The organism is Terrisporobacter petrolearius (genome assembly GCF_020748185.1).
In the GTDB taxonomy this organism is placed as follows: Bacteria; Bacillota; Clostridia; order Peptostreptococcales; family Peptostreptococcaceae; genus Terrisporobacter; species Terrisporobacter petrolearius.
The window spans coordinates 21,538-41,683 of the sequence record NZ_JAHZMO010000005.1; the positions used below are offsets into that span (position 1 = coordinate 21,538).

Below are 20,146 nucleotides of genomic sequence, written 5' to 3' on the forward strand. Positions count from 1 at the left end.
TTACAATTTAAAAAGCTATGAAATTGATTTTTACTTCAACTTCATAGCTTTTATGAAAATTATAAGCTTTAACAGTCTAAATCATTTAATTTACCGTCTATTATTGATATAATTCTGTCTGATTTTTTTGCAATTTCATTATTATGAGTTATCATTATTAAAGTTTGATTGTATTTTTTTATGGATTCTTTAAGTAAATCCATAACTTCTTCTGTAGTTTTGCTGTCTAAATTTCCTGTAGGTTCATCTGCTAAAATAATACTGGGTTTAGCTGCAAGTGCGCGAGCTATAGCAACACGTTGCTGCTGACCTCCTGATAATTGATTTGGCAAGTGATCTTTTCTGTCTTCTATTCCAAGCAATTTCATAAGATCTTCTATATAATCTTTATCTATTTTTTGTTTATCAAGTTTCAGTGGTAGTTCTATATTTTCTTTGACGTTAAGAACTGGTATTAAATTATATTGTTGAAATACAAATCCAACTTTTTCTCTTCTATATTTAGCTAGTTCACCATCAGATAAACAGCATATATCTTTATTATCAACTTTTATAGTTCCATTACTTGGTCGCTCAAGTCCTCCTATTAAATGAAGAAAGGTACTTTTTCCACTTCCACTTGGTCCTACGATTGCCACAAATTCCCCCTTATTTATTTTTAAATTAACGTCCTTAATTGCATCTACTTTTGTTTGTTTTTTTCCATATAATTTACCTAAATTAATAGTCTCTAATATTACCATAATAATCCCTCTATTCTATAATATTTATAGCTTCTACTATGCTACTTTCCTTTATTTTTCTTGCTGGTAGATAAGTTGATAATAATCCCACAATTATATTTACAATTACTATTAGAATATATAATTTATAATTTATAACAAAATCCATCCCATAATCTGCAAAACCATAAGTTTCATACATCCTCGTTTGTAAAATAATTCCACCTACTACAACTATTACACTTGAAATTATTCCATAGAATAATCCCTCATAAGCTATCATTTTCTTAAAATCTTTTTCACTTATTCCTATTGCTCTAAGCATTCCAAATTCACTTGTTCTTGAAGTTAAATTGTAACTCACATTATTTATTATATTAAATATACTTATTGCAAATAAAATTGCCACAATTCCATAAGTATATAGTTTATCTTGCTTTAAACTTCTATCATTAGTTGCTTTGTCCTGAACCATATCTGTTGTAATCGTTCCGGGAACTTTACTTCCTATTTCCCCAAGCTTTTTATTTATAGCATTATGATTCTCACCTTTTTTCGCATTTGCATAAACTACATCATAGTTATTATCACCAAATAGCTTTTCTAAATAATTACTACTTGTGATAACATCTATTCCACGGTCACCACTATACATACTATCATCTGCAAAAGGATAATTAACTATAGTTCCTACTTTAAATTCGTGTTCTTCATACTCAAGATTGTCTTTTGCCTTCCAGTAAGATTCTACATTATCGATTTTCCCTTTTGGATATTTTATGGTAACAGTATCTCCAACTTTTATATTAGATAAGGGTTTTCCTCCACCAACAACTACATTCTTCGTTCCGTAAAAAGTATCAACAATATAAGGCATATAAATAACTGCTAAATTTTCATTTTTCATTTTTTCTATGTCAATCTTGCCGCTTACCACATATTTATCCAGTGATTTTAACATTTCATCATTAAAACCTTTCAACTTTTGTTTTAATAAATACTGATCACTTTTTTTATCCTTGAATAATAAACCATTTAACACACTTCCTGTATATCCACCATTATTTAATTGATCAATAAATTCCATATCTAATATGTCTTTTTTATCTAATACCATCCTAGAATGTAATACTCTAGCTGTTTTCACTTCACTTATTCCATCTGTTTTTTTTATTTCATTTATTTCTTTATCAGTAAGTCCATTTTCCTCATCAGTTGATCCATTAACTTTTAATACAAAATCTCCATTCATAAACATACATCTTTGTTGATCTTCATACATAGCTTCAGAGCGAGAATATGCATAATCATTTTTTATTACAAGTATGCCACCTATACTCATTGATAGCATAATCAGTATAAATGCTTTTTTATTTCTAAATATATTTTTTATGGAAATTGCCTTTGTTGCAGAGATCTTATTACTCAACCCGCCTAATATAAAATTACTTTTCTTTATCTTTTTATCTGATCCAAAATTTTTCTTTATGGCTTCTATGGGTGATATTTTTCTTATCTTCATATATGTTAATACACTTATTACAAAAATCATGATTATAGTACATGCTATGGATATTAATATTATATTAGTTGGTATTACAAAAGGAGTTGATTTTATATTCCCTTCATATTGTATATTTCCACCTGTTTTGTTAAATATTTGTGAACCACCCATACCAAGTAGTATGCCTATAGGTAATGATATTAGTGCTATTAATAATAGCTCATATAACATAAGTTTAAATACTCTAAAATTAGTAGCCCCAACTGCTCTTAACATTCCATAATCTCTAATTCTTTGATAAACAGATATTGAAAAAATACTATAAATTACAAGTCCTGCAAATGCACTCATAGTTATGGCTGTATTTCTACTTTCACTATCAATACCACCATTTTCTTCTACGGTTCCAACTAGTGTAGAATTTACACCTACTTGATTATCTAAATTAAGATTGGATTTTTTAGCTATAGCTTCTATATTGTTGCTAATTGGACTACCTTCATTAAACTCCACATTAGCTACAAAATTATTAATCTTATTCTCATCAAGATGCAAAAACATCTCACATCTTCCAACACTTTTATCTTTATATCTATCCTTAAGTATTCCTACAACCTTAAACTTTTCTGGCTTTTCTTTTTCATAAAGCTTAAAAGTTAATTCTTGTCCAACAGACCCTTCCAGTCCCATACTGTTTAATATCCAACCTTCTAAAACAACCTCATTTTTTCCTTCTGGCAATCTACCTTTTACAATTTTTGATTCATCATTTAGAAAATTATTGTCAGCATAAAGTATGTTAATAGGTAGCTTTTCTCCTTTATCTGTAGATGCATAGTAAGAATTTAATCCTATATTCTTTATATCCTTGCCTTCCTTAACAACCTTCAGTTGATTCTTGTCTATATCTTTATAGGCTACATGATAAGTTCCTGTTTCTCTTTTTATCCTTTCTAAGCCAGCTTCTTGTGCACTTTTTGATAATGTCCCTACCCCTACTATAAGTGCTGTTCCCAAAACTATACTAAGCATTATGGCTATAGATCTTGATTTAAAACTTTTTATATATTTGATTACTATACTGAAATCTTCCCTCATTTGTTTTACTCCCTTCCGTCTGAATAAATTCTTTCCTTGAATAAGTTCATTATATCTGTGATAAATATTTCTATCAAATCAAGTTTATTCAATTTTTTTATGGTTATTTGTTCATTTCCATAGATATAATTACAAATTTTCAGCTCATTTATGTAAATTACAACTTTTTACATATTTTTTTATAAATGATATACTCCTATTATAAATGAATGACTAAGGAGTTAAATATGTACAATATTTTTATATTTACAATGGGTATTTTAGTAGTTTTTGTGGGTAGTAATCTATTTTTTTACAGATATGATTTTTATAAAAATATGAGTCTTGGTAAAAGAAATATTTTTAGTTTATGTATATCTTCAATATTATTTTTAATAACTTATAAGATATTTACTTTTACTTTATATAAATTAAATGATAGTTTATTGACAAAAGGTATTTTTATATCAGTATTAGCCTTTATATTAATGATTTTTTCTTTATATCTAGGCTGTGAATTTTCAAAAGTATTAAATAAGAAGTATGAATACAAATGTGAATTAAATAAGCTAAATAACAAAATAGAGCATAAGGACAGTATTATAGCCAAACTTAGAAGTCAGAAGCATGATTATCTTAAACATTTGCAAGTAGTTTATTCTCTCCTTAATAACAATTTAAATAAGGATGCGAAAGACTATATAACAAATATATCTAATAGCTTTAGATCTAAAACTTCTAGATATGGCAAAGTATCTTATTTAGATGCTATTGCTTCACTAAAATACGAAGAGTGTCTTATGAAAAATATTACATTTGATGTTTATATCCAAGATTTTATTGATAACTTGGTAATTGAACCAAGTGATATGAGCTCCGTAATTTTAAACATAATTGACAACGCTATTGATTCTTTGTCTACTATTAAAAAAGACCATAAATATATAAAACTTTTCGTCTACGAAGATGAGTTTCAATATGTTATATCAATAAAAAATAATGGCCCACAGATATATAATACGGAGAGTATTTTTGAAGAAGGATTTTCAACTAAAGATGGAGATAACAGGGGTTATGGTCTTTATCTTGTGAAAAATATTTTAGATAAATATGGTTATCATATTTTTGCAAGTAGTGATGAGTTTTTAACTGAATTTACTATTATAATACCGAAATACTGCTAAGGGGGAGATTATTCTAATGATAAAAGTTTTAATATGTGATGATGATAAAGCTATAAGAGATGATATAGAAAATATAATAAAAAATTTTGGCTATGTTGATTATGTGAAAAAAGTAAAAAACGGTATTGATGCCATAGAATTTATTAAAAGTGAAAAAATAGATTTACTTATAATGGATATTGATATGCCTCATAAAAATGGAATTGATTGTGCAAAGGAAATCTCAAAAATAGATGAAGATGTTCATATAATCTTTGTGACAGGTTTTGCTGATTATAGTTTAGAAAGTTTTAAGGTTCATCCTGTTGATTTTATAGTAAAGCCATTTACTAAGGATAAGATTTTGGATTCTTTAAATATTGCCATAGACCACATTAATTCTCACAAGTTGGCTAAAAGTAACTTTATTGAAGACACCTTATTTGTATATAAAGTAAGAAAACAAGTTCATATGCTTAACTTTGATGATATTGTTATGTTTGAAAAAAATTCTAGAGCAATAAATCTTTATACTAAAGATCATGATGTAATAAAATTCTATGAAAATTTCGAGGATTTCTCTAAAAGACTACCACCAAATTTCTTCACCTCTCATAAGCAATATATAGTTAATTTAAAGTTAATACATAAGGTTATACCTATTAATAAATCATCTCTTGAAATAAGATTTATTAATTTTCAAGAAACAGCAACCTTGAGCAAATCACTGGAAAAAGATTTTCTTTATAGATTTTATAGAACAAAAAGATTTTAAGGCATACCACATGGTATGCCTTATTTTATAATATCTGCATATTTAAAGTTTATAGTCTTTTGTAAATCTTCAGGATTTAACTCAATTTGAAATCCAATTTTTCCTCCACTTACAATTATTTTTTCTAAATTTTCGCCACTTTCATGTACAAATGTAGGATATAATTTCTTCATTCCTACAGGAGAGCATCCTCCTCTGATATATCCTGTCACCTTATTTATATCTTTAACATGAATCATTTCTACGTTCTTTTCTCCAGCTGATTTTGCTGCTTTTTTCATATCTAGACTTTCTGCCACAGGTATTACAAAAACATAAAAATTCTTGCTAGCTCCTTGTGCTACTAAAGTTTTAAATACCATATTTTCATCTTGATTTAATTTGTGTGCCACACTTATTCCATCAATATGGTTATCATCAGCTTCATAAGTATACATATTATACTCTATTTTCTTAGCATCTAATATTCTCATAGCATTAGTCTTTTGTTGCTTTTTTGCCATTTCATCATCTCCTTGTTAATTTTTCCAAATTGATATTATTCTTTTATTATAATATAATTTCCTAAGCGGATACATCATTTATCATAAAAAAGTAAATTTTGAGTAATATATTTATCCTAATTAGTGATTATGATATATCGTTGACAATACGAAGTGATTCACCCACACAATGGCTCAAGCGAAGAGAATTTTATTTTACTTCTATAATATAGGCGCTTGTTTGTGGCGGTATACTCATTGTCATAATATTAGAATGATAAGCCACAACTAAATCACCTATATTTAAATCTTCTACAGTAATTTCATTGTACTCGCGATCCACTATTAAAGTTTCATCACTTACAACAAGTCTTGTAAATGTATAAATATCCTTCGGATTCTGTCCTATAGTGACTAACTTATATCTTTCATCATTACTATCCATTATTTCTACTATTACTCCTATTTTATAAGAACAACATTTCATTATAATCCCTCCAATAATTCTATTTACTTATTTATATTTTTCTTCGTTAAATATAGTTACAATAATAAAAAAATAAAACACCCTATAATATATAAGATGTTTTTATTTAAAGTTATTGTATACTCTAAATCTAGATATTTGGCATAATGGAACTAAATAAATCGTCAAATACCTCCTTAATTAATACCTTATATTACAAACTTATTAGTTTCTATAACAACTTCCTTCACAATGTTTTTTCGAAGAATTTCTTTTTCTATCTTTTTCACATTCTGATACTCCACAAGCTGTACAGTTTAGTATTTCTTTTGATGCTAGTTCGAATATTGTACTAGCCAATTCTAATACTACTTTTTCTAGCGAATTTATTTCATCTTCTAATTCACACACCATACATTCTATTAATTCACACTTACAATCCATATGTGACTTACATAAGCACTCTATATTACTTATTTTCGAAATTATACTTTCTATTAAATCTATTATTTTAAATAATTTACATAAAACATCTGATATCAAGTCACATTTTTTACTAAATAGACATTTTAATTGGCAAAGTAAATTTTTTAAATTTTTTAATATACATTCAAATTTATCTATTTGTAATAGATAACCATAGTTTTTCTTGCAGCTAGTACATTCCTCTATATCAAAAAGTGTTGTCATTAATATATCTAATAAACTCATACAATTACAATCTTTATTCCATCCCTGTAGTTTATCAATGCACAAGTCTTCTTCTAAAAAATTTTTCGTAATATTTCTTATTATTTCTACTTCTTTTGAATGGCGTTTCTTATCACAAGAATTATGGTCATGACAATTTTCATGATGTTTTTCATTACATTCACAATCCTCATGATGCATATCATCTATGCAGTCTTCTTCACAAGGTTTAAAATCATTATGACAATCGTCAAATTCTTTATGATAACATTTTTTATCACAAATCAAATCAAACTTCATTTCGTTTAATATTTCATAAATAAATTTTAAATTAAATACATAATACACTACTCATCCCACCTTTTTAGTCTAAGAATACGCTTTTTATATGCTAATTCTTTAATAATTTTGTAAAAACTTTTATAATACTTATTTCTTGCAACACAGCCACATCTATCTTGACGTTGGTATGGGTAAGACCTCTATTTCCATAATTCGTCATGTTAGAATAGAACATTTCTCCAGATTTTCTTTGTAATGATTCTGCTGTATAGGAAGGCATGCATTGGTGTTAATTAGAAACTTAAATCGATGCTATTAACGCACTTAATTCTTGTAGCTAATCACTCATTAAGTTTTTTAATAAAAATTACCTTCTTTTCCTATATATATGAACATTTCTAATAATTGACACTAAGTTTAGTGTTTTTATTTATTAAAATTTATATTATTTACATAAAAATACATCACAAAATTATTTTTTTTCCATATTATAAGATATACTTGATAGGAGGGAATATTTATGAAAAATTATGACTGTCATAGCAACATAATATGTCCATCAACGGTAAAAAATTTTTTAGATTCTGATATTGCTACAATTACTGCAAATTCAAGTTTACCAATGTACTTTACTTTATGCGAAAATTTAAAATTACCTAAAAAATGCAAAATTGAAATCCTAGAAACAAAATTACAATATAGTATTTCTAAAACAGAAAAAGAATTGTTGATCAATGGTAAATGTGTAAATTCCCATAAATCTTTACTTAATGATTGTATAAATATAAAGGACGTATTTATTAATTTACCAAAAGATAACCACAATAAAATCTTATTTAGTATCATAGAAAAACTAAAATTAGAAATTTCACTTATATTAGAATTTAAGGCTATAGCTCATACTGATAATTGTAAAAAAATATATTTTGAAGCCACTGGAAAGTCTAAAGATCGTATAGAAATTCTTTTAATGAACAAATGTTGCATACCTGCCAATTGTGATTTAGATAATAATTTTATAGATGTAGACCACCGCTTAAATGCCGAGGTTAATCCAGAGTATATATTTATATCTCCTAAATACGATTGCCATTCTAATATTGATGGCCTTTTAGGAAAGGTCTTTATTAATTATGAAATTCTGATGGATTTAATGTGCTATGAAAAAATAAGAAAGTGTTTTTATAATACTTCCTATAATACTGGAGATATTTATCATAAAAAATATATGTATTTTAACTGACAATTATATTTGTCAGTTTTTTATTTTAATATAAAAGTTTTTACATGATATCTTATTTTGTAACACAAGATTCTTTCTAAATATATTAGAATTAATTCTTTAATAGTAAATTTAAGATTCTATTATCATCCATAAAATACATCAATATTTAACAAAATTTTAGTTTTTTATACTTATTTAGTAACATTATTCTATCTTATAAATATATTATAAATATAGGCTAAGGAAACCTATATAATATAAATATTTAAGGAGTAGATATTATGAGTAATAACGGTTGGCTATCATCCTCATGTCAACAATATGATCCTTATCCTGGCTCTGGTACTAGTCCAAAACCTAAACCATGTCAAAAAAATAAATGTTGCTGTAACAAAGACATGAAAAGATCTTTAGAATTATTATTAAATCCAACTATAAAGGATGCTATAATATACAATGAATTCGCATTTGTTGGTGAAAAATTTTTAGTAGGTACTAGTTTAGAATTAATTACTGATTGGACCACTGAGGAGAACGACAATACTAGACCACCAGATGCAACATTAAGTTCAATTGACCCTTGTCAATTTAGTTTTATAAATATAAATGCTCCTGGGTATTACTATCCAATACCATCTGAAGATCCATCACCTTATTTTATACCAAATACAATTTCTAGAGCATCTCTTTGTAATTTAGATGCTATAATTTTCAACTATGATCCAGAAGCTGTAGAAGATTTTGAGGCAAGCTTAAAAACATTACTTGACAAAAAATACCCATGTCATAATTTTAAAAATAATGAATTTTGCTGTGGCAATGATATATTAAGAGATGATGAATGTTGTTGTGGCGATGGTATATTTAGAGATATAAATAAACCTTATTCTTTCAATGATAATTTAGTTAATATTACAAGTGGATGGCTTGCTTTACATGAAGCTAAGATTTTAGGTAAAGTTGGAAATATTTTAGTTCTTGCTAATACTCTTGATGATATAAATAGAATTTATTTTGTATGCTTAGAATCTATAGGGTTCTATGGAATACCAGTTTAAAATTAGATATGTTTATATATAAATAAATCATTTATTTTTAATTAAATAATATAGGTGTGCATTATTCTACCAAAAGTTGGAGACTATGAAATTTTTTTATGAATAGCTTTCTATGATAAATTTGTTAAGGCTCGGGTAGAATAAAAATCTATCCATGCCTTAACTTTAATGTCATTCTAATTTAATTGCACGTCAAGCACACCTTTAAAAAAGGTGTTTTTTGCTAGGTATAAATAATTGTTAATCTAGTCGTCCTTCATACATTATTGATAACTTTACATAAACTTTATCCCAATTTCTAAGATGTAAATTCCATTTTTTTAGTAGCCTCAAAGGTAGATAGATATAAAGCTTTAAGTAAAGCCGTATCACTTGGAAATACAGTAAGTTGACGGTTTAAACGATGTGTACTATTAAGATTTTCAATTGCATTTATAGTATATATAACCTTACGCATATCTGCAGAAAATTTAAATATAGGGCTTATTGCATTCCAATTTTTAAACCAACTTTCCATAGCGTTTGGATAATGATCTTGCCCTTTTCCAATTCATTTAGTACGCTTAACCAATATTTACTACTTTTATTTTAGGCTCAAAAGAACTATCTCTATCTTGCGGTACCTCAATTTAGAACTCACCATATATACTTCTAACTTTTTTGATTTATTTCCGTTTCTTGAATTAGAACTTTCATCCCTTTCATAAATGTTTATAACCTAGATGATTATTCATTTCAGCTTAAAGCATAGATTTAATTGTACCTCCAAGCGAATCTTTTAATACATCTTGAATATCATTCAACTGTTGCAATGTCATATTCTTCTATTGGCGTAGCTATAATATTCTTTCTTCATTCAGTTAATCTTTCTTTTCTTTTTCTTACCATAAAAAACAGACTCCCATAATAATTTAATATTATCATAGAAATCTATTATATTTTAGAAATTATAGATTTTTTTTCACAGGCTCTTGTACTTTGTGACTTATATATAATTGCATTTGATTTATTCCACTCTTTAATAGTTACAATTAATATATTCATAGAAATTACCACCTTTATTTTTTATAGTAGTTTAGCACCTTATTAACTGCTAATACTACATCTTGTAAATCTTTATCACTCATATTTGCATGTAGTGGTAAAGTAATCATTTTATTATATAAATCTTCTACATTAGAACATAAACCTTCTTCATATCCTAGTTTTTTATAATAAGGTTGTAAATGCACTGCTTGACCAGTAAAATCTACAGGTATTATTGCCTTAGTTTTGCTAGTTATTTTCTTTTCTATTTCTTTTGGATCTATATTATAAGTGAATGGATTAATATCAGCAAATACAGATTTTCCACCACAATATAAAACACAATTAGCTGAAGCTGCAAATGTCATAGGAGTAGTTATAACCTCATCTCCTTTTTTAATCCCTACTGCAAAGCAAGATGCATGCAATGCAGCTGTCCCATTTTATACAGCTACAGCATATTTGCAACCTACATAACTAGCCACCATTTATAGCTAATTCACTTTTCATCTTATATTCTCCTTTCTCTATTTTTAGTCCAGTTTTTTAATTATTTTTGCAGGTGATCCTCTACCAATTCAAAAGCCCTATTTTATCACTACTTCTTCCTCAGAGTCTCCTTGCTGAAGAATTGGCTTATTTATATCTGCATAATTATAATTATTAACTGTTATAAACACGTCTGATTCAATTAGCACATTATTTTCTATAATAATTTTAGATACTTTACCTGCATGTAACTGTATTCCTGATCTTAATACAAGATTATTTGCCAAGTTAATGTTATTTCCATTTACAATTGTTACATACTATCCTTACCTGTACGTTGTCTCACAATTGTCCAATATTACTCTTTACTAGCATATTGTTTAGAGGTTTTATACGAAGCATCCAGTGTTTTAATAGTGTTTCTGGACCAAATTTATATTTATTTAATATACTCATATTTATTACATCCTTCTTATATATAAAATATAATTATGTTTTATATATTCTTAATCTATTCATTTCATATCTTAACTGCTCTACACTTAACCACTGAGTATTTATTCCTGAGCTATACTCAAATCCAACTGGTATAAGTTTTCCACCTTCAGCAAAATAATTGTCTTCATTCCACCAATCAAGTTGAAGGTATATTATATAATGGTTTTCATATTCATAAGTAGTTCTAGAATCATCTTTTGTTATCATTATTTCATGCAATTTTTCGCCTTCTCTAATGCCTATATTTCTAAGTTCACATCCTGGTAACATAGCCTCTGCTAAATCTACTATTTTAAATGATGGTATTTTAGATATATATGTTTCTCCTCCTTTTGATTCTTCTAATGCTTTTAAAACTAATTTAATTCCATCCTCCAAACTAATCCAAAATCTAGTCATATTAAAATCTGTAATTGGCAATTCTTTTATGTTTTGTTCTATAAGATTCTTAAAGAAAGGAATAACTGAACCTCGACTTCCACATACAGCTCCATATATTACTATAGAAAATATTGTTCCTTTTTCTTCTGAATATCCATTTGCTGAAATAAATAATTTATCTGATACTAATTTTGTTCCTCCATAAAGGTTTATAGGATTAACAGCCTTCTCAGTTGATAAAGCTATTACTTTTTTTAAATTTCTATCAAGAGCCGCCTCTATTATATTTTCGGCTCCTTTTATATTTGTTTTTATTGCTTCATAAGGATTATATTCACAGGCTGGTACTTGCTTCATAGCTGCTGCATGTATTACATAATCTACATTGTCAAATGCTCTATATAGTCTATCTTTGTCTCTTACATCTCCTATAAAAAATCTAACTAAATGTAATTTTTCTGGCATTTATAGAGCTAATTCTTTCTTGAATAAATCTTGTTTATATTCATCTCTAGAAAATATTATGATTTTCTTAGGACTGTATCTATTTAAAATCAATTTAGTAAAGTTTTTCCCAAATGATCCTGTACCACCTGTAATTAATATTACTTTACTATTCAACATTATATTTGCTCCTTTAACACTATACTTATAAAAATGTTCTAATATTTAAATTAATGTATTTATAAAACATTTCTCTCTGTAATATGCATTTAATGTAAATAGAGGTACTACTTTAGTAGTGTTATTTGAAAATAATTATATTTATTTATATAAATTCATAACTCTATTCTTTACTACAATCTCTTCTAACAAATCACAAATTTTCTCATAAGCATATTTATTTTTATCTACAAAATAGTAACCATCTATGATTTTTTTATCTAGAGTACATTCCATATTACTATCAAATTTATTATAATTATAAAATTCTTTATATTTAGTTATTTTCTTTGAATTCATCATCAATTCATGATCTAGGTATTCAGGAATATTAACAGGTCTAAGAATTGAACAACTTTTATTCATAAAATAGGCATCAATTATAGATGTACTCATCCATGTATTAATTTTGTCACATACATTTATCCAACTTCTAACAGAATCTTCTTTTATTACATGAAATCTCTCATTATTAGATTCCAACTCATCTAATTCATGAAAATTATTAAGCTTTCTTTTTTCATAAGGATGAGGCCTATATATAAATTCACAGTCATTACTGCTTATATATTTTTCAATCCACTCCAATATTATTTTTCTAGACTGTGTACTTATTTCACAAAATTCTGTAGCATTTGATTTGCCAACTATTATGCCCATTCCTCTTTGTTGAGATTTTTTTACTTGTGCCAAGGTAAAACTTGATAAAAATAGTATCCATTCTTTAGATTTATCTAAATTATAATCATTTGCCATTTGTTCTTTATTTTTATAAATACTTCTAAATCTTTCACTACACATATCCACATTTAAACATCCCACTACTTTTACATTGTCTTCTCTAATACCACTTGATATAAATCTGTTTTTACCCATTTCTCCCCAACATAAATGCATTGCATTTTTTTCTATTCCTTGTGGAATTTGGTATGTTGCCTTGTCCCACATATTTGACATTACTTGTTCATATTGAAGATTAACTATTCGGGTAATCTTACTATTAAATGTTCTTGTAACACACTCCACTGTCTTTGGATCATGCAAACAATGTGTAATAACTACATCTGGTGTGAAATACAAAACTCGCTTTGGCTTTACTATATAATCATAGTGATATACATATACCTCATGTCCTCTTCTTTGTAACTCTGCCTTTAGTAAATATGCATTTTGCAATTCTCTTTGTATTTCATGATAAAAAATTATGACTTTCATACTTACATTCTCTCCCTTGCAATCTGTCTTACTATTTCATCTAGTTTCTCTTCTATATAATTATAATTTAAAATATACTCATTATTTTCAAGTTCGATATCATATATAAGTTTATCTATTTCTATTTGTAGACCATCTATATTTTGTTCTATATTATTTAAATCACGCATTATACCTTTTATATTTCTATAACTTTCAAATTTTTCATAATATGATTTTGCATTAATAAATCTATTTAGATAATTTAAGATTTTTTTAATATTTTTCTCCTGTTGAGGTAGATTCTTATCTTTTTTATTTTTGTCTTTTTCCTTATATAAAGCTTTTTGTACTTCTCTTAAAAAAAAAGCATTATTATATTGATTTTTAATTGGGTCTTCATCTTTTTTGTCATAAGATTTATATAAATTAATAAATTTCACTAAATTTTCCATTATTACATCAATGTCCTTTCTTAAAATATAATTTATCAGAAATAACTTCTTATTAGTACAATATGGTTTAATATAATAAAACGTTCACCATATTTATATACATATAGTAAAAATCCCTTGAGAGTCATTATTAAAATAAAAACATTGGGAACGTAGTAATAATTAAAAAGTTATTCGCAAATTAAGAGATAGAATTATTGTCAAAAATAAATATGTAAAAAATTACGCTTGCTAAAACTTTTAAGTTTATTAATAGTAAATCAAATAAAACAAAAAGATTATAATGTAGGATTCTAGATGTGTCTAAAAACATGAGTTTAGTATCTGCATCAAAACTACTAAGTAATAATATTGGTACCATAGGAAAAAGTACTATCTGTAATATCCTAAAAAAATGCTAAATAATATCAATAAAAAATACAGTTATGCAAAAAGGGGTTAAATTGCACTGATTCTCATCTTATAAAAAAAAGTATATTTCCAATACAAAATGGGAGCTCATATGTGCAATTAAAAAACTAAAATTACAAAATTTTAAAATTAAAGATATTACCAAAAACTGGGTATTTCAAATAAAACTGTAATAAATTATTCTAGGATACCTAATGAAGATAGCAAAAATATAATACAACCTCACCAAAACTGCTATCAATAGTTTTAAAACTATACTCATTTCTATAATTCTGAGACTGTTCATCACTTCTTTCATAATTTTCTCTATCTATATGTTCATTCATTTCTGCTTCTAATAGTTGTTGTATCACATCTTTGAATAACTTTTGCATTAGTTCATTTTTACCAACTACATCTTCCATAGTTTTACACTTTTTAACTTCAACTTGATAGTCTATATCTGTAATAATTATTTCTTTTTTATCTTTCATTTTACTACCTCTAAAAGTTTAATATAAGTATTATTCCAAATTCACCAATTTTAGATACAAAAAAACTGTAGGTAAGTTTGTTTTACACAAATCTACCTACAGTTCCCATTTACCTTATTATTTATCTAGAAAATGTACAATTAAATTTTCAGATAGGATTCTAGATATACAAAACAAATTCTATACCTGTTAAAGAATATAATTATCAGGAACTAAGATATTTTCTAATCTAGGTATTCACTATAGAATCCAATAGATCCTAAACATACAAAATAAATTCTAGACACAGGCACAGCCGGATAATATGCTGTATTAGCAAGAACTAATATATTTCCTACTCTACCTAAAATTTTAGCTTCTGTACAAGCTAACCAACCAGCAGTAAAATTAAGAAAGCTATCTCCAAAACGATAAGGATTGAATATACATCCAAATATATCTTGTCCACAGCCATATCTTTCATCCTTACAACAATTACAACAATATTCTTTATCAAGTAATTTTTGTAAATCGTCCTCGAAATTTGTAGCTTCTGGATCATATTGGAATACTATAGCATCCAGGCTACAAAGTGATACTCGATTAACTGCCATAGGAAATTGTTCAGCATCTAAAATAGAAGCAGCTAAAGTTGGATATACAACAGAGTTACCACTTATATTTATGAAATTAGATTGACATGGATCAATGCTAGTTAGTGTAGCATAAGGATCAAATATATTATCATTATCATCTGGATCGCTTTCTAAAGCAGTACCTACTAAAAAATTTTTACCTATAAAAGCAAACTCGTCAAATAGTACATCATCTTTTATTGATGGATCAGATAATAATCTTAAAGCTCTTATCATATCTTTTGCACAACAACAATTCTCTTCTTTTGAACAAGGTTTTGGTTCTGGACAAGGTTTTGGTTCTGGACAAGGTTTTGGTTCTGGGCAAGGACCTGGTCCTGAACAAGAATGTGACTCACTGTTTTGAGATGGTTTTGAAACCATCCAACCATTATTACTCATAAAATTTACTCCTTTCAAATATTATAAGCTTTATTTGCTTATAATATAATATATCTACAAAACAAAACAATGTTACCAAATAAGATATAAATATTTTATAATATTTATATCTATAGAAGAAATTTTTATATTTCCTAAGTTATATAATTAAATGACACAAACATGTACACAAAAAACACCATCTAGGATTTAAAAATTAAAAGGTAAGTAAATATTAAAACACTCTGAAGAACCTCTATACAGAAATATAAAATTATACCTCTGTATAGAGGCTGTTTAGTAAGATTAACTTTGCCTTCATTACTTGAGACTGTGAAATTTTTTCTGTAAATAGCTTTCTATGATAAATTTGTTAAGGCGTGGGTAGAATAAAAATCTATCCGTACCTTAACTTGAATGTAATTCTAATTTAATTGCACATCAAGCACATCTTTAAAAAGGTGTTTTTTCTAGTTGTAAATAATTGTTAATCTAGTTATCCATCATACATTATTGATAGCTCTCCCCCCAATTTCTAAGATGTAAAGCCCATTTTTGCAACCTCAAAGGTATATAAAAATAAAGCTTTAAGTAAAGCCCTATCACTTAGAAATACGCTACGTTGACGGTTTAAGCCTCTATCTGTACTATTTAGACTTTCAATTGCATTCGTAGTATAGATAACCTTACGTACATCTGCAGAAAATTTAAATATAGGACTTATTGCATCTCAATTTTTAGAGCAACTTTTCATAGCGTTTGGATAATAATCTTGCCATTTTTCAGTTATTCTTAACATTATTTCATAATCTTGTTCTTCCCTATGAGCATGATATATTGATTTTAAATCTTTAGCGAACTCTTTTTTATCCTTATCAGCTACATATTTTAATGTGTTTCTAATTTGATACACGATACATCTTTGATATTCAGTGTTTGGAAAGGCTACATTTATTGAATTTTTAATACCAAAAAGACCATCTGCACAAATAATTAAAATATTTTTTACACCTCTATTTTTTATATCTGTAAGAACTTTTAACCAATATTTAGATGTTTCATTCTCACCAATCCAAATACCTAAAACCTCTTTAGTTCCTTCTAAAGTTATACCTATTACAACATATGCAACCTTGTTGATTATTCAATCTTCACTTCTAACTTTTATAATGAATAACATTATACCTTTTAATCCATCTTTGAAGTACTGAATCTGAGGAAATATTATACTGTATATATATTTCTAACAATGACCCTTTACCTGTAAGACACTCTTGCACATATTTAACTTTTATTTCAAAAGATATTCTAGATTTTCTAGACATAAAAATACTCCCTTCATGATAACAGTTTTATTGTTTTAACTGTCTGCCATAAAGGGAGCATATCACATATCATTATCAGAAAAATACACACTTTGTTTTATATACCCTAAAATTTTATTTTATAATACTGAACTTATTTTTGATGTGGAGTAAATTGTTATACCTGAATCATTGTTATTCACTAACATAACCCCACTACCAACCTGTTTAATAACACCATTTATATCTTCTTCAAACGGTGTTGATATATTTTCCTTACTTATTTCCACACTGCTTATTAAACTGGTAGGTCTTTTATCCAATTTCACATCTTCCACAACATAATTTTTACTTTCAATAACTTTAACTGACTTAACCATATCTACTTTTTCTATCTTATCTATTTTCGATACTGAATCATATTTAACATCTTTTATACTCTTTATTGATTCTGCATTTTCTTTAGTAGCAACAAAAGCCGTTTCATCCTTATTCACTATATTGTTTATAGTACTATTTGAAACATTAATAATATTATTTATGGAAGTTTCATTTTCTTCTTTTTTCTCTAGTATGTTATCATCGTATTCAATATCTACAGAATCTACAAAACTATCCTTAGAATAATTTATATCTTTAACTACTTGACTTATTATATTTTCATTTTCATCTATATTAACTAATATATTTTTTATATTATTAGGTACTACTGTTATAGTTTCCATAGATACTTTTAATGGTTCAAAGGTTCCGTCATCCAGTACTATACCTATATAATTCTCTCCTGTTGGATCAAAAGTTAGGTATTTATCTTTTATTTCTTCTTTATTAATATTTTTATTACTAGGCTCAACAATTAAAATATCAACAGTTTGAGGTTTAATTAGCTGAATATCTGTATTAATATTTCCTATTACTTTTTCTTCATAAACAGGTTTTATATCTGTTATCCCTTTTGATTTTTTTTCTATAATATCTTTAACTACTTTTGTAGACGATTGATTTGTAATTACTTTGCAATCCTTCATATGTATCTCTGTTACTATTCCCACTTCTTCTACTTTTATAGGTTTTGCCACTTCAACTTCATCAGAGTTATTAGTTAAAACAAGCATTTCTTCAGTTTCAATATCTTTTATCACTTTTTCCTTATTGTCTTCTATGGAACTTAACACATTATCTTTTTCCACATTTACTTTAAAATCTTCCAAAACACCTTTTCTTTTTATATCTAACGATGTATCATGGCTTAAAGCTTCCTTTTTATCCACAGATCTAATATTACTCATATAACTATCACATTTTGTTCCCTTGCAATAAATTGTATTTATATTATTTTTATTTTCTTGTATATACCATTCTATATTCTTTTCCTTTGATAAACTATTACCCCCTCTATAATATCCTGCATTTTTATAATCTTGTGTTATTTCCTTTTCAATAATATTTTCTACTTCTGTTATAAATATATTTTTAACCCTATCATCCAAATTAGTATCTAATATTTTTAATTTTACTATGTCTTCTAAACGTAATGCTTCTTTATCTATTATTATTATGTTTCTATTTATTTTAATTAAGTCTACATTATTATTAGTAATTTTTATTTCTTTTCTTACTCCATCTACCGTAATTATTTCCATATTAATTTCATTATTTCTTTTATTTGATAGCATATTTACTATATCATTTATAAGATCAAAAACTTTGGTAAATATCTTATTCTCATTTTTTTTACTCATTTTTTTCACTCCTTTTCAAAAACAAATCTCCTCATTATACCTATGTATAATAAGGAGATTTTATTACATAAGACAAGGACTAAATTATTAGTGATTAGTCCTATACATACTTTTATCCATTGTAGTGACAGTTTGAGCCAATTCTTCCATCTGTACAAGTAATACTGCTTGGACTCGTATTTGTATATACTATAAGCTCTTCTTTTACTATGGCATATATTGTCTTGCTTATTAATAAAGTTGAAAAAGCATCTGCACAGAATTTATTTGTTGTTGAATCATAAGTTTTTGTTGATCTTATACAATCTATTGACAGACACGCATCAAAAATTTCTTCAAAGTGTACTCTATTTCTACCTGTTGGTAAACATATTGTTCCAAAGAAATCTGCTTTATTAAATCCAAACCCTGCGCTTAATGGTCCACTAAATGATTCAGTTTCTGCTCTAAATTTTTCACAACCTATTTTACCTTTAACTATAAGTTTCGCTTTACAAATATAAAAATCTAAACAATCTTCACCTATTATAGTTTTTCTTCCTTCTTCACAGCATTCAATGTCTATTGTCTTACTTCCTTTGTATATGTTATATAATTTTTTCTTTATAGAACCTCCATTGCAATCAAATTCACATTTGCAACTTTCAGATTCATCAGATGAATGAAAAGATACTTCATTATCTAAGCTATCGATTCTTACTTCAATCTCCTCATCTATTAGTCCTATGCATTTATACTTAACTATAATTGTTTCTATACATATTTCATCCCCTTGTTTATAGTCGCCATTTGATGTTATAGTAAATTCAATATCTTTTAAATATTTTCTCTGCTTATCTTCTAAATATACACAGTCGTATATTCTATCAGATAGTACTGGAATCCCCTTTGCTGTACATATATCCAACGGAGCTGCTATCTCTTTTGGAGAGCAGCATCCTTCTTGGCATCTGTTTGGCTTTTCAACTGGACCTGGTTTTTCACAGCCACAACAATCTTGATTTAAATTGTCTTTTACTTCACTCATGTCATATATCCTCTCCTGATTATTTTTTTAGAAAAGACCATATT

18 protein-coding genes and 5 pseudogenes are annotated in these 20,146 nt (G+C 26.8%); 4 read left to right on the plus strand and 19 right to left on the minus strand.

Going from position 1 to position 20,146, the window contains the following annotated elements; genetic code table 11:
• Positions 1–68 precede the first annotated feature (68 nt).
• Both K0040_RS04515 and K0040_RS04520 read right to left on the minus strand, forming a co-directional pair.
• On the minus strand, positions 69–743 hold the full coding sequence (locus K0040_RS04515; RefSeq protein ID WP_228107756.1) for an ABC transporter ATP-binding protein: 675 nt from the start codon (positions 741–743) through the stop codon (positions 69–71).
• Positions 744–753: 10 nt separating this feature from the next.
• Complete coding sequence (locus K0040_RS04520; RefSeq protein ID WP_228107757.1) at positions 754–3,324, minus strand: ABC transporter permease; 2,571 nt, start codon at positions 3,322–3,324, stop codon at positions 754–756.
• Positions 3,325–3,551: 227 nt separating this feature from the next.
• Between K0040_RS04520 and K0040_RS04525 the strand changes: the two genes are divergently transcribed.
• The gene (locus tag K0040_RS04525) at positions 3,552–4,487 is read left to right on the plus strand and encodes a sensor histidine kinase (protein WP_228107758.1); all 936 of its coding nucleotides are present in this window, start codon (positions 3,552–3,554) and stop codon (positions 4,485–4,487) included.
• A 16-nt stretch (positions 4,488–4,503) separates the two neighbouring features.
• Positions 4,504–5,241 (plus strand): LytR/AlgR family response regulator transcription factor, encoded by a 738-nt coding sequence (locus K0040_RS04530; protein WP_228107759.1) that lies wholly within the window; start codon positions 4,504–4,506, stop codon positions 5,239–5,241.
• 20 nt (positions 5,242–5,261) lie between these two features.
• Here the strand turns inward: K0040_RS04530 and ybaK are convergent, their stop codons facing one another.
• The 4 genes from ybaK to K0040_RS04550 form a co-directional block, all read right to left on the minus strand.
• Entirely contained in the window at positions 5,262–5,744 is a 483-nt protein-coding gene (ybaK, locus tag K0040_RS04535; RefSeq protein WP_228107760.1) for a Cys-tRNA(Pro) deacylase, read from the minus strand.
• Between the two features lie 190 nt (positions 5,745–5,934).
• Entirely contained in the window at positions 5,935–6,210 is a 276-nt protein-coding gene (locus K0040_RS04540; RefSeq protein WP_228107761.1) for a hypothetical protein, read from the minus strand.
• Between the two features lie 204 nt (positions 6,211–6,414).
• Entirely contained in the window at positions 6,415–7,227 is an 813-nt protein-coding gene (locus K0040_RS04545; protein ID WP_228107762.1) for a hypothetical protein, read from the minus strand.
• Between the two features lie 43 nt (positions 7,228–7,270).
• Positions 7,271–7,441 carry a hypothetical protein gene (locus K0040_RS04550; RefSeq protein ID WP_228107763.1) on the minus strand — a complete coding sequence of 57 codons (171 nt, stop codon included), beginning with the start codon at positions 7,439–7,441 and terminating at the stop codon, positions 7,271–7,273.
• Positions 7,442–7,681: 240 nt separating this feature from the next.
• Between K0040_RS04550 and K0040_RS04555 the strand changes: the two genes are divergently transcribed.
• Positions 7,682–8,404: a hypothetical protein gene (locus K0040_RS04555; RefSeq protein WP_228107764.1), complete on the plus strand. Its 723-nt coding sequence runs from the start codon at positions 7,682–7,684 to the stop codon at positions 8,402–8,404.
• 263 nt (positions 8,405–8,667) lie between these two features.
• Positions 8,668–9,444, plus strand: coding sequence for a CotA family spore coat protein (locus tag K0040_RS04560; RefSeq protein ID WP_228107765.1), 777 nt, complete (start codon positions 8,668–8,670; stop codon positions 9,442–9,444).
• Between the two features lie 240 nt (positions 9,445–9,684).
• Here the strand turns inward: K0040_RS04560 and K0040_RS21010 are convergent.
• The 13 genes and pseudogenes from K0040_RS21010 to K0040_RS04620 all read right to left on the minus strand — a co-directional run.
• Positions 9,685–9,988, minus strand: a pseudogene (locus K0040_RS21010) (transposase); the annotation flags it as partial.
• Between the two features lie 514 nt (positions 9,989–10,502).
• Positions 10,503–10,676 (minus strand): DegT/DnrJ/EryC1/StrS family aminotransferase, encoded by a 174-nt coding sequence (locus K0040_RS21015; RefSeq protein WP_316720020.1) that lies wholly within the window; start codon positions 10,674–10,676, stop codon positions 10,503–10,505.
• 9 nt (positions 10,677–10,685) lie between these two features.
• Positions 10,686–10,901 (minus strand): annotated as a pseudogene (locus K0040_RS21020) (DegT/DnrJ/EryC1/StrS family aminotransferase); the annotation flags it as partial.
• 156 nt (positions 10,902–11,057) lie between these two features.
• On the minus strand, positions 11,058–11,246 hold the full coding sequence (locus tag K0040_RS04575; RefSeq protein WP_228107766.1) for an LbetaH domain-containing protein: 189 nt from the start codon (positions 11,244–11,246) through the stop codon (positions 11,058–11,060).
• Between the two features lie 202 nt (positions 11,247–11,448).
• Positions 11,449–12,462 (minus strand): annotated as a pseudogene (gene pseB, locus K0040_RS04580) (UDP-N-acetylglucosamine 4,6-dehydratase (inverting)).
• A gap of 141 nt (positions 12,463–12,603) precedes the next feature.
• Positions 12,604–13,716 (minus strand): surface carbohydrate biosynthesis protein, encoded by a 1,113-nt coding sequence (locus K0040_RS04585; RefSeq protein ID WP_228107767.1) that lies wholly within the window; start codon positions 13,714–13,716, stop codon positions 12,604–12,606.
• Between the two features lie 2 nt (positions 13,717–13,718).
• The gene (locus tag K0040_RS04590; protein WP_228107768.1) at positions 13,719–14,150 is read right to left on the minus strand and encodes a hypothetical protein; all 432 of its coding nucleotides are present in this window, start codon (positions 14,148–14,150) and stop codon (positions 13,719–13,721) included.
• 623 nt (positions 14,151–14,773) lie between these two features.
• Positions 14,774–15,034, minus strand: a pseudogene (locus K0040_RS04595) (transposase); the annotation flags it as partial.
• A gap of 224 nt (positions 15,035–15,258) precedes the next feature.
• Positions 15,259–16,050 carry a CotA family spore coat protein gene (locus tag K0040_RS04600; protein ID WP_228107769.1) on the minus strand — a complete coding sequence of 264 codons (792 nt, stop codon included), beginning with the start codon at positions 16,048–16,050 and terminating at the stop codon, positions 15,259–15,261.
• A gap of 489 nt (positions 16,051–16,539) precedes the next feature.
• A pseudogene (locus K0040_RS04605) lies at positions 16,540–17,173 on the minus strand (IS256 family transposase); the annotation flags it as partial.
• Positions 17,174–17,186: 13 nt separating this feature from the next.
• Entirely contained in the window at positions 17,187–17,354 is a 168-nt protein-coding gene (locus tag K0040_RS04610) for a transposase (RefSeq protein ID WP_228107770.1), read from the minus strand.
• A 119-nt stretch (positions 17,355–17,473) separates the two neighbouring features.
• Positions 17,474–19,075 carry a hypothetical protein gene (locus K0040_RS04615; RefSeq protein WP_228107771.1) on the minus strand — a complete coding sequence of 534 codons (1,602 nt, stop codon included), beginning with the start codon at positions 19,073–19,075 and terminating at the stop codon, positions 17,474–17,476.
• A gap of 112 nt (positions 19,076–19,187) precedes the next feature.
• A complete protein-coding gene (locus K0040_RS04620; RefSeq protein ID WP_228107772.1) occupies positions 19,188–20,102 on the minus strand; it encodes a hypothetical protein in 915 nt (304 codons plus the stop codon).
• Positions 20,103–20,146: the final 44 nt, after the last annotated feature.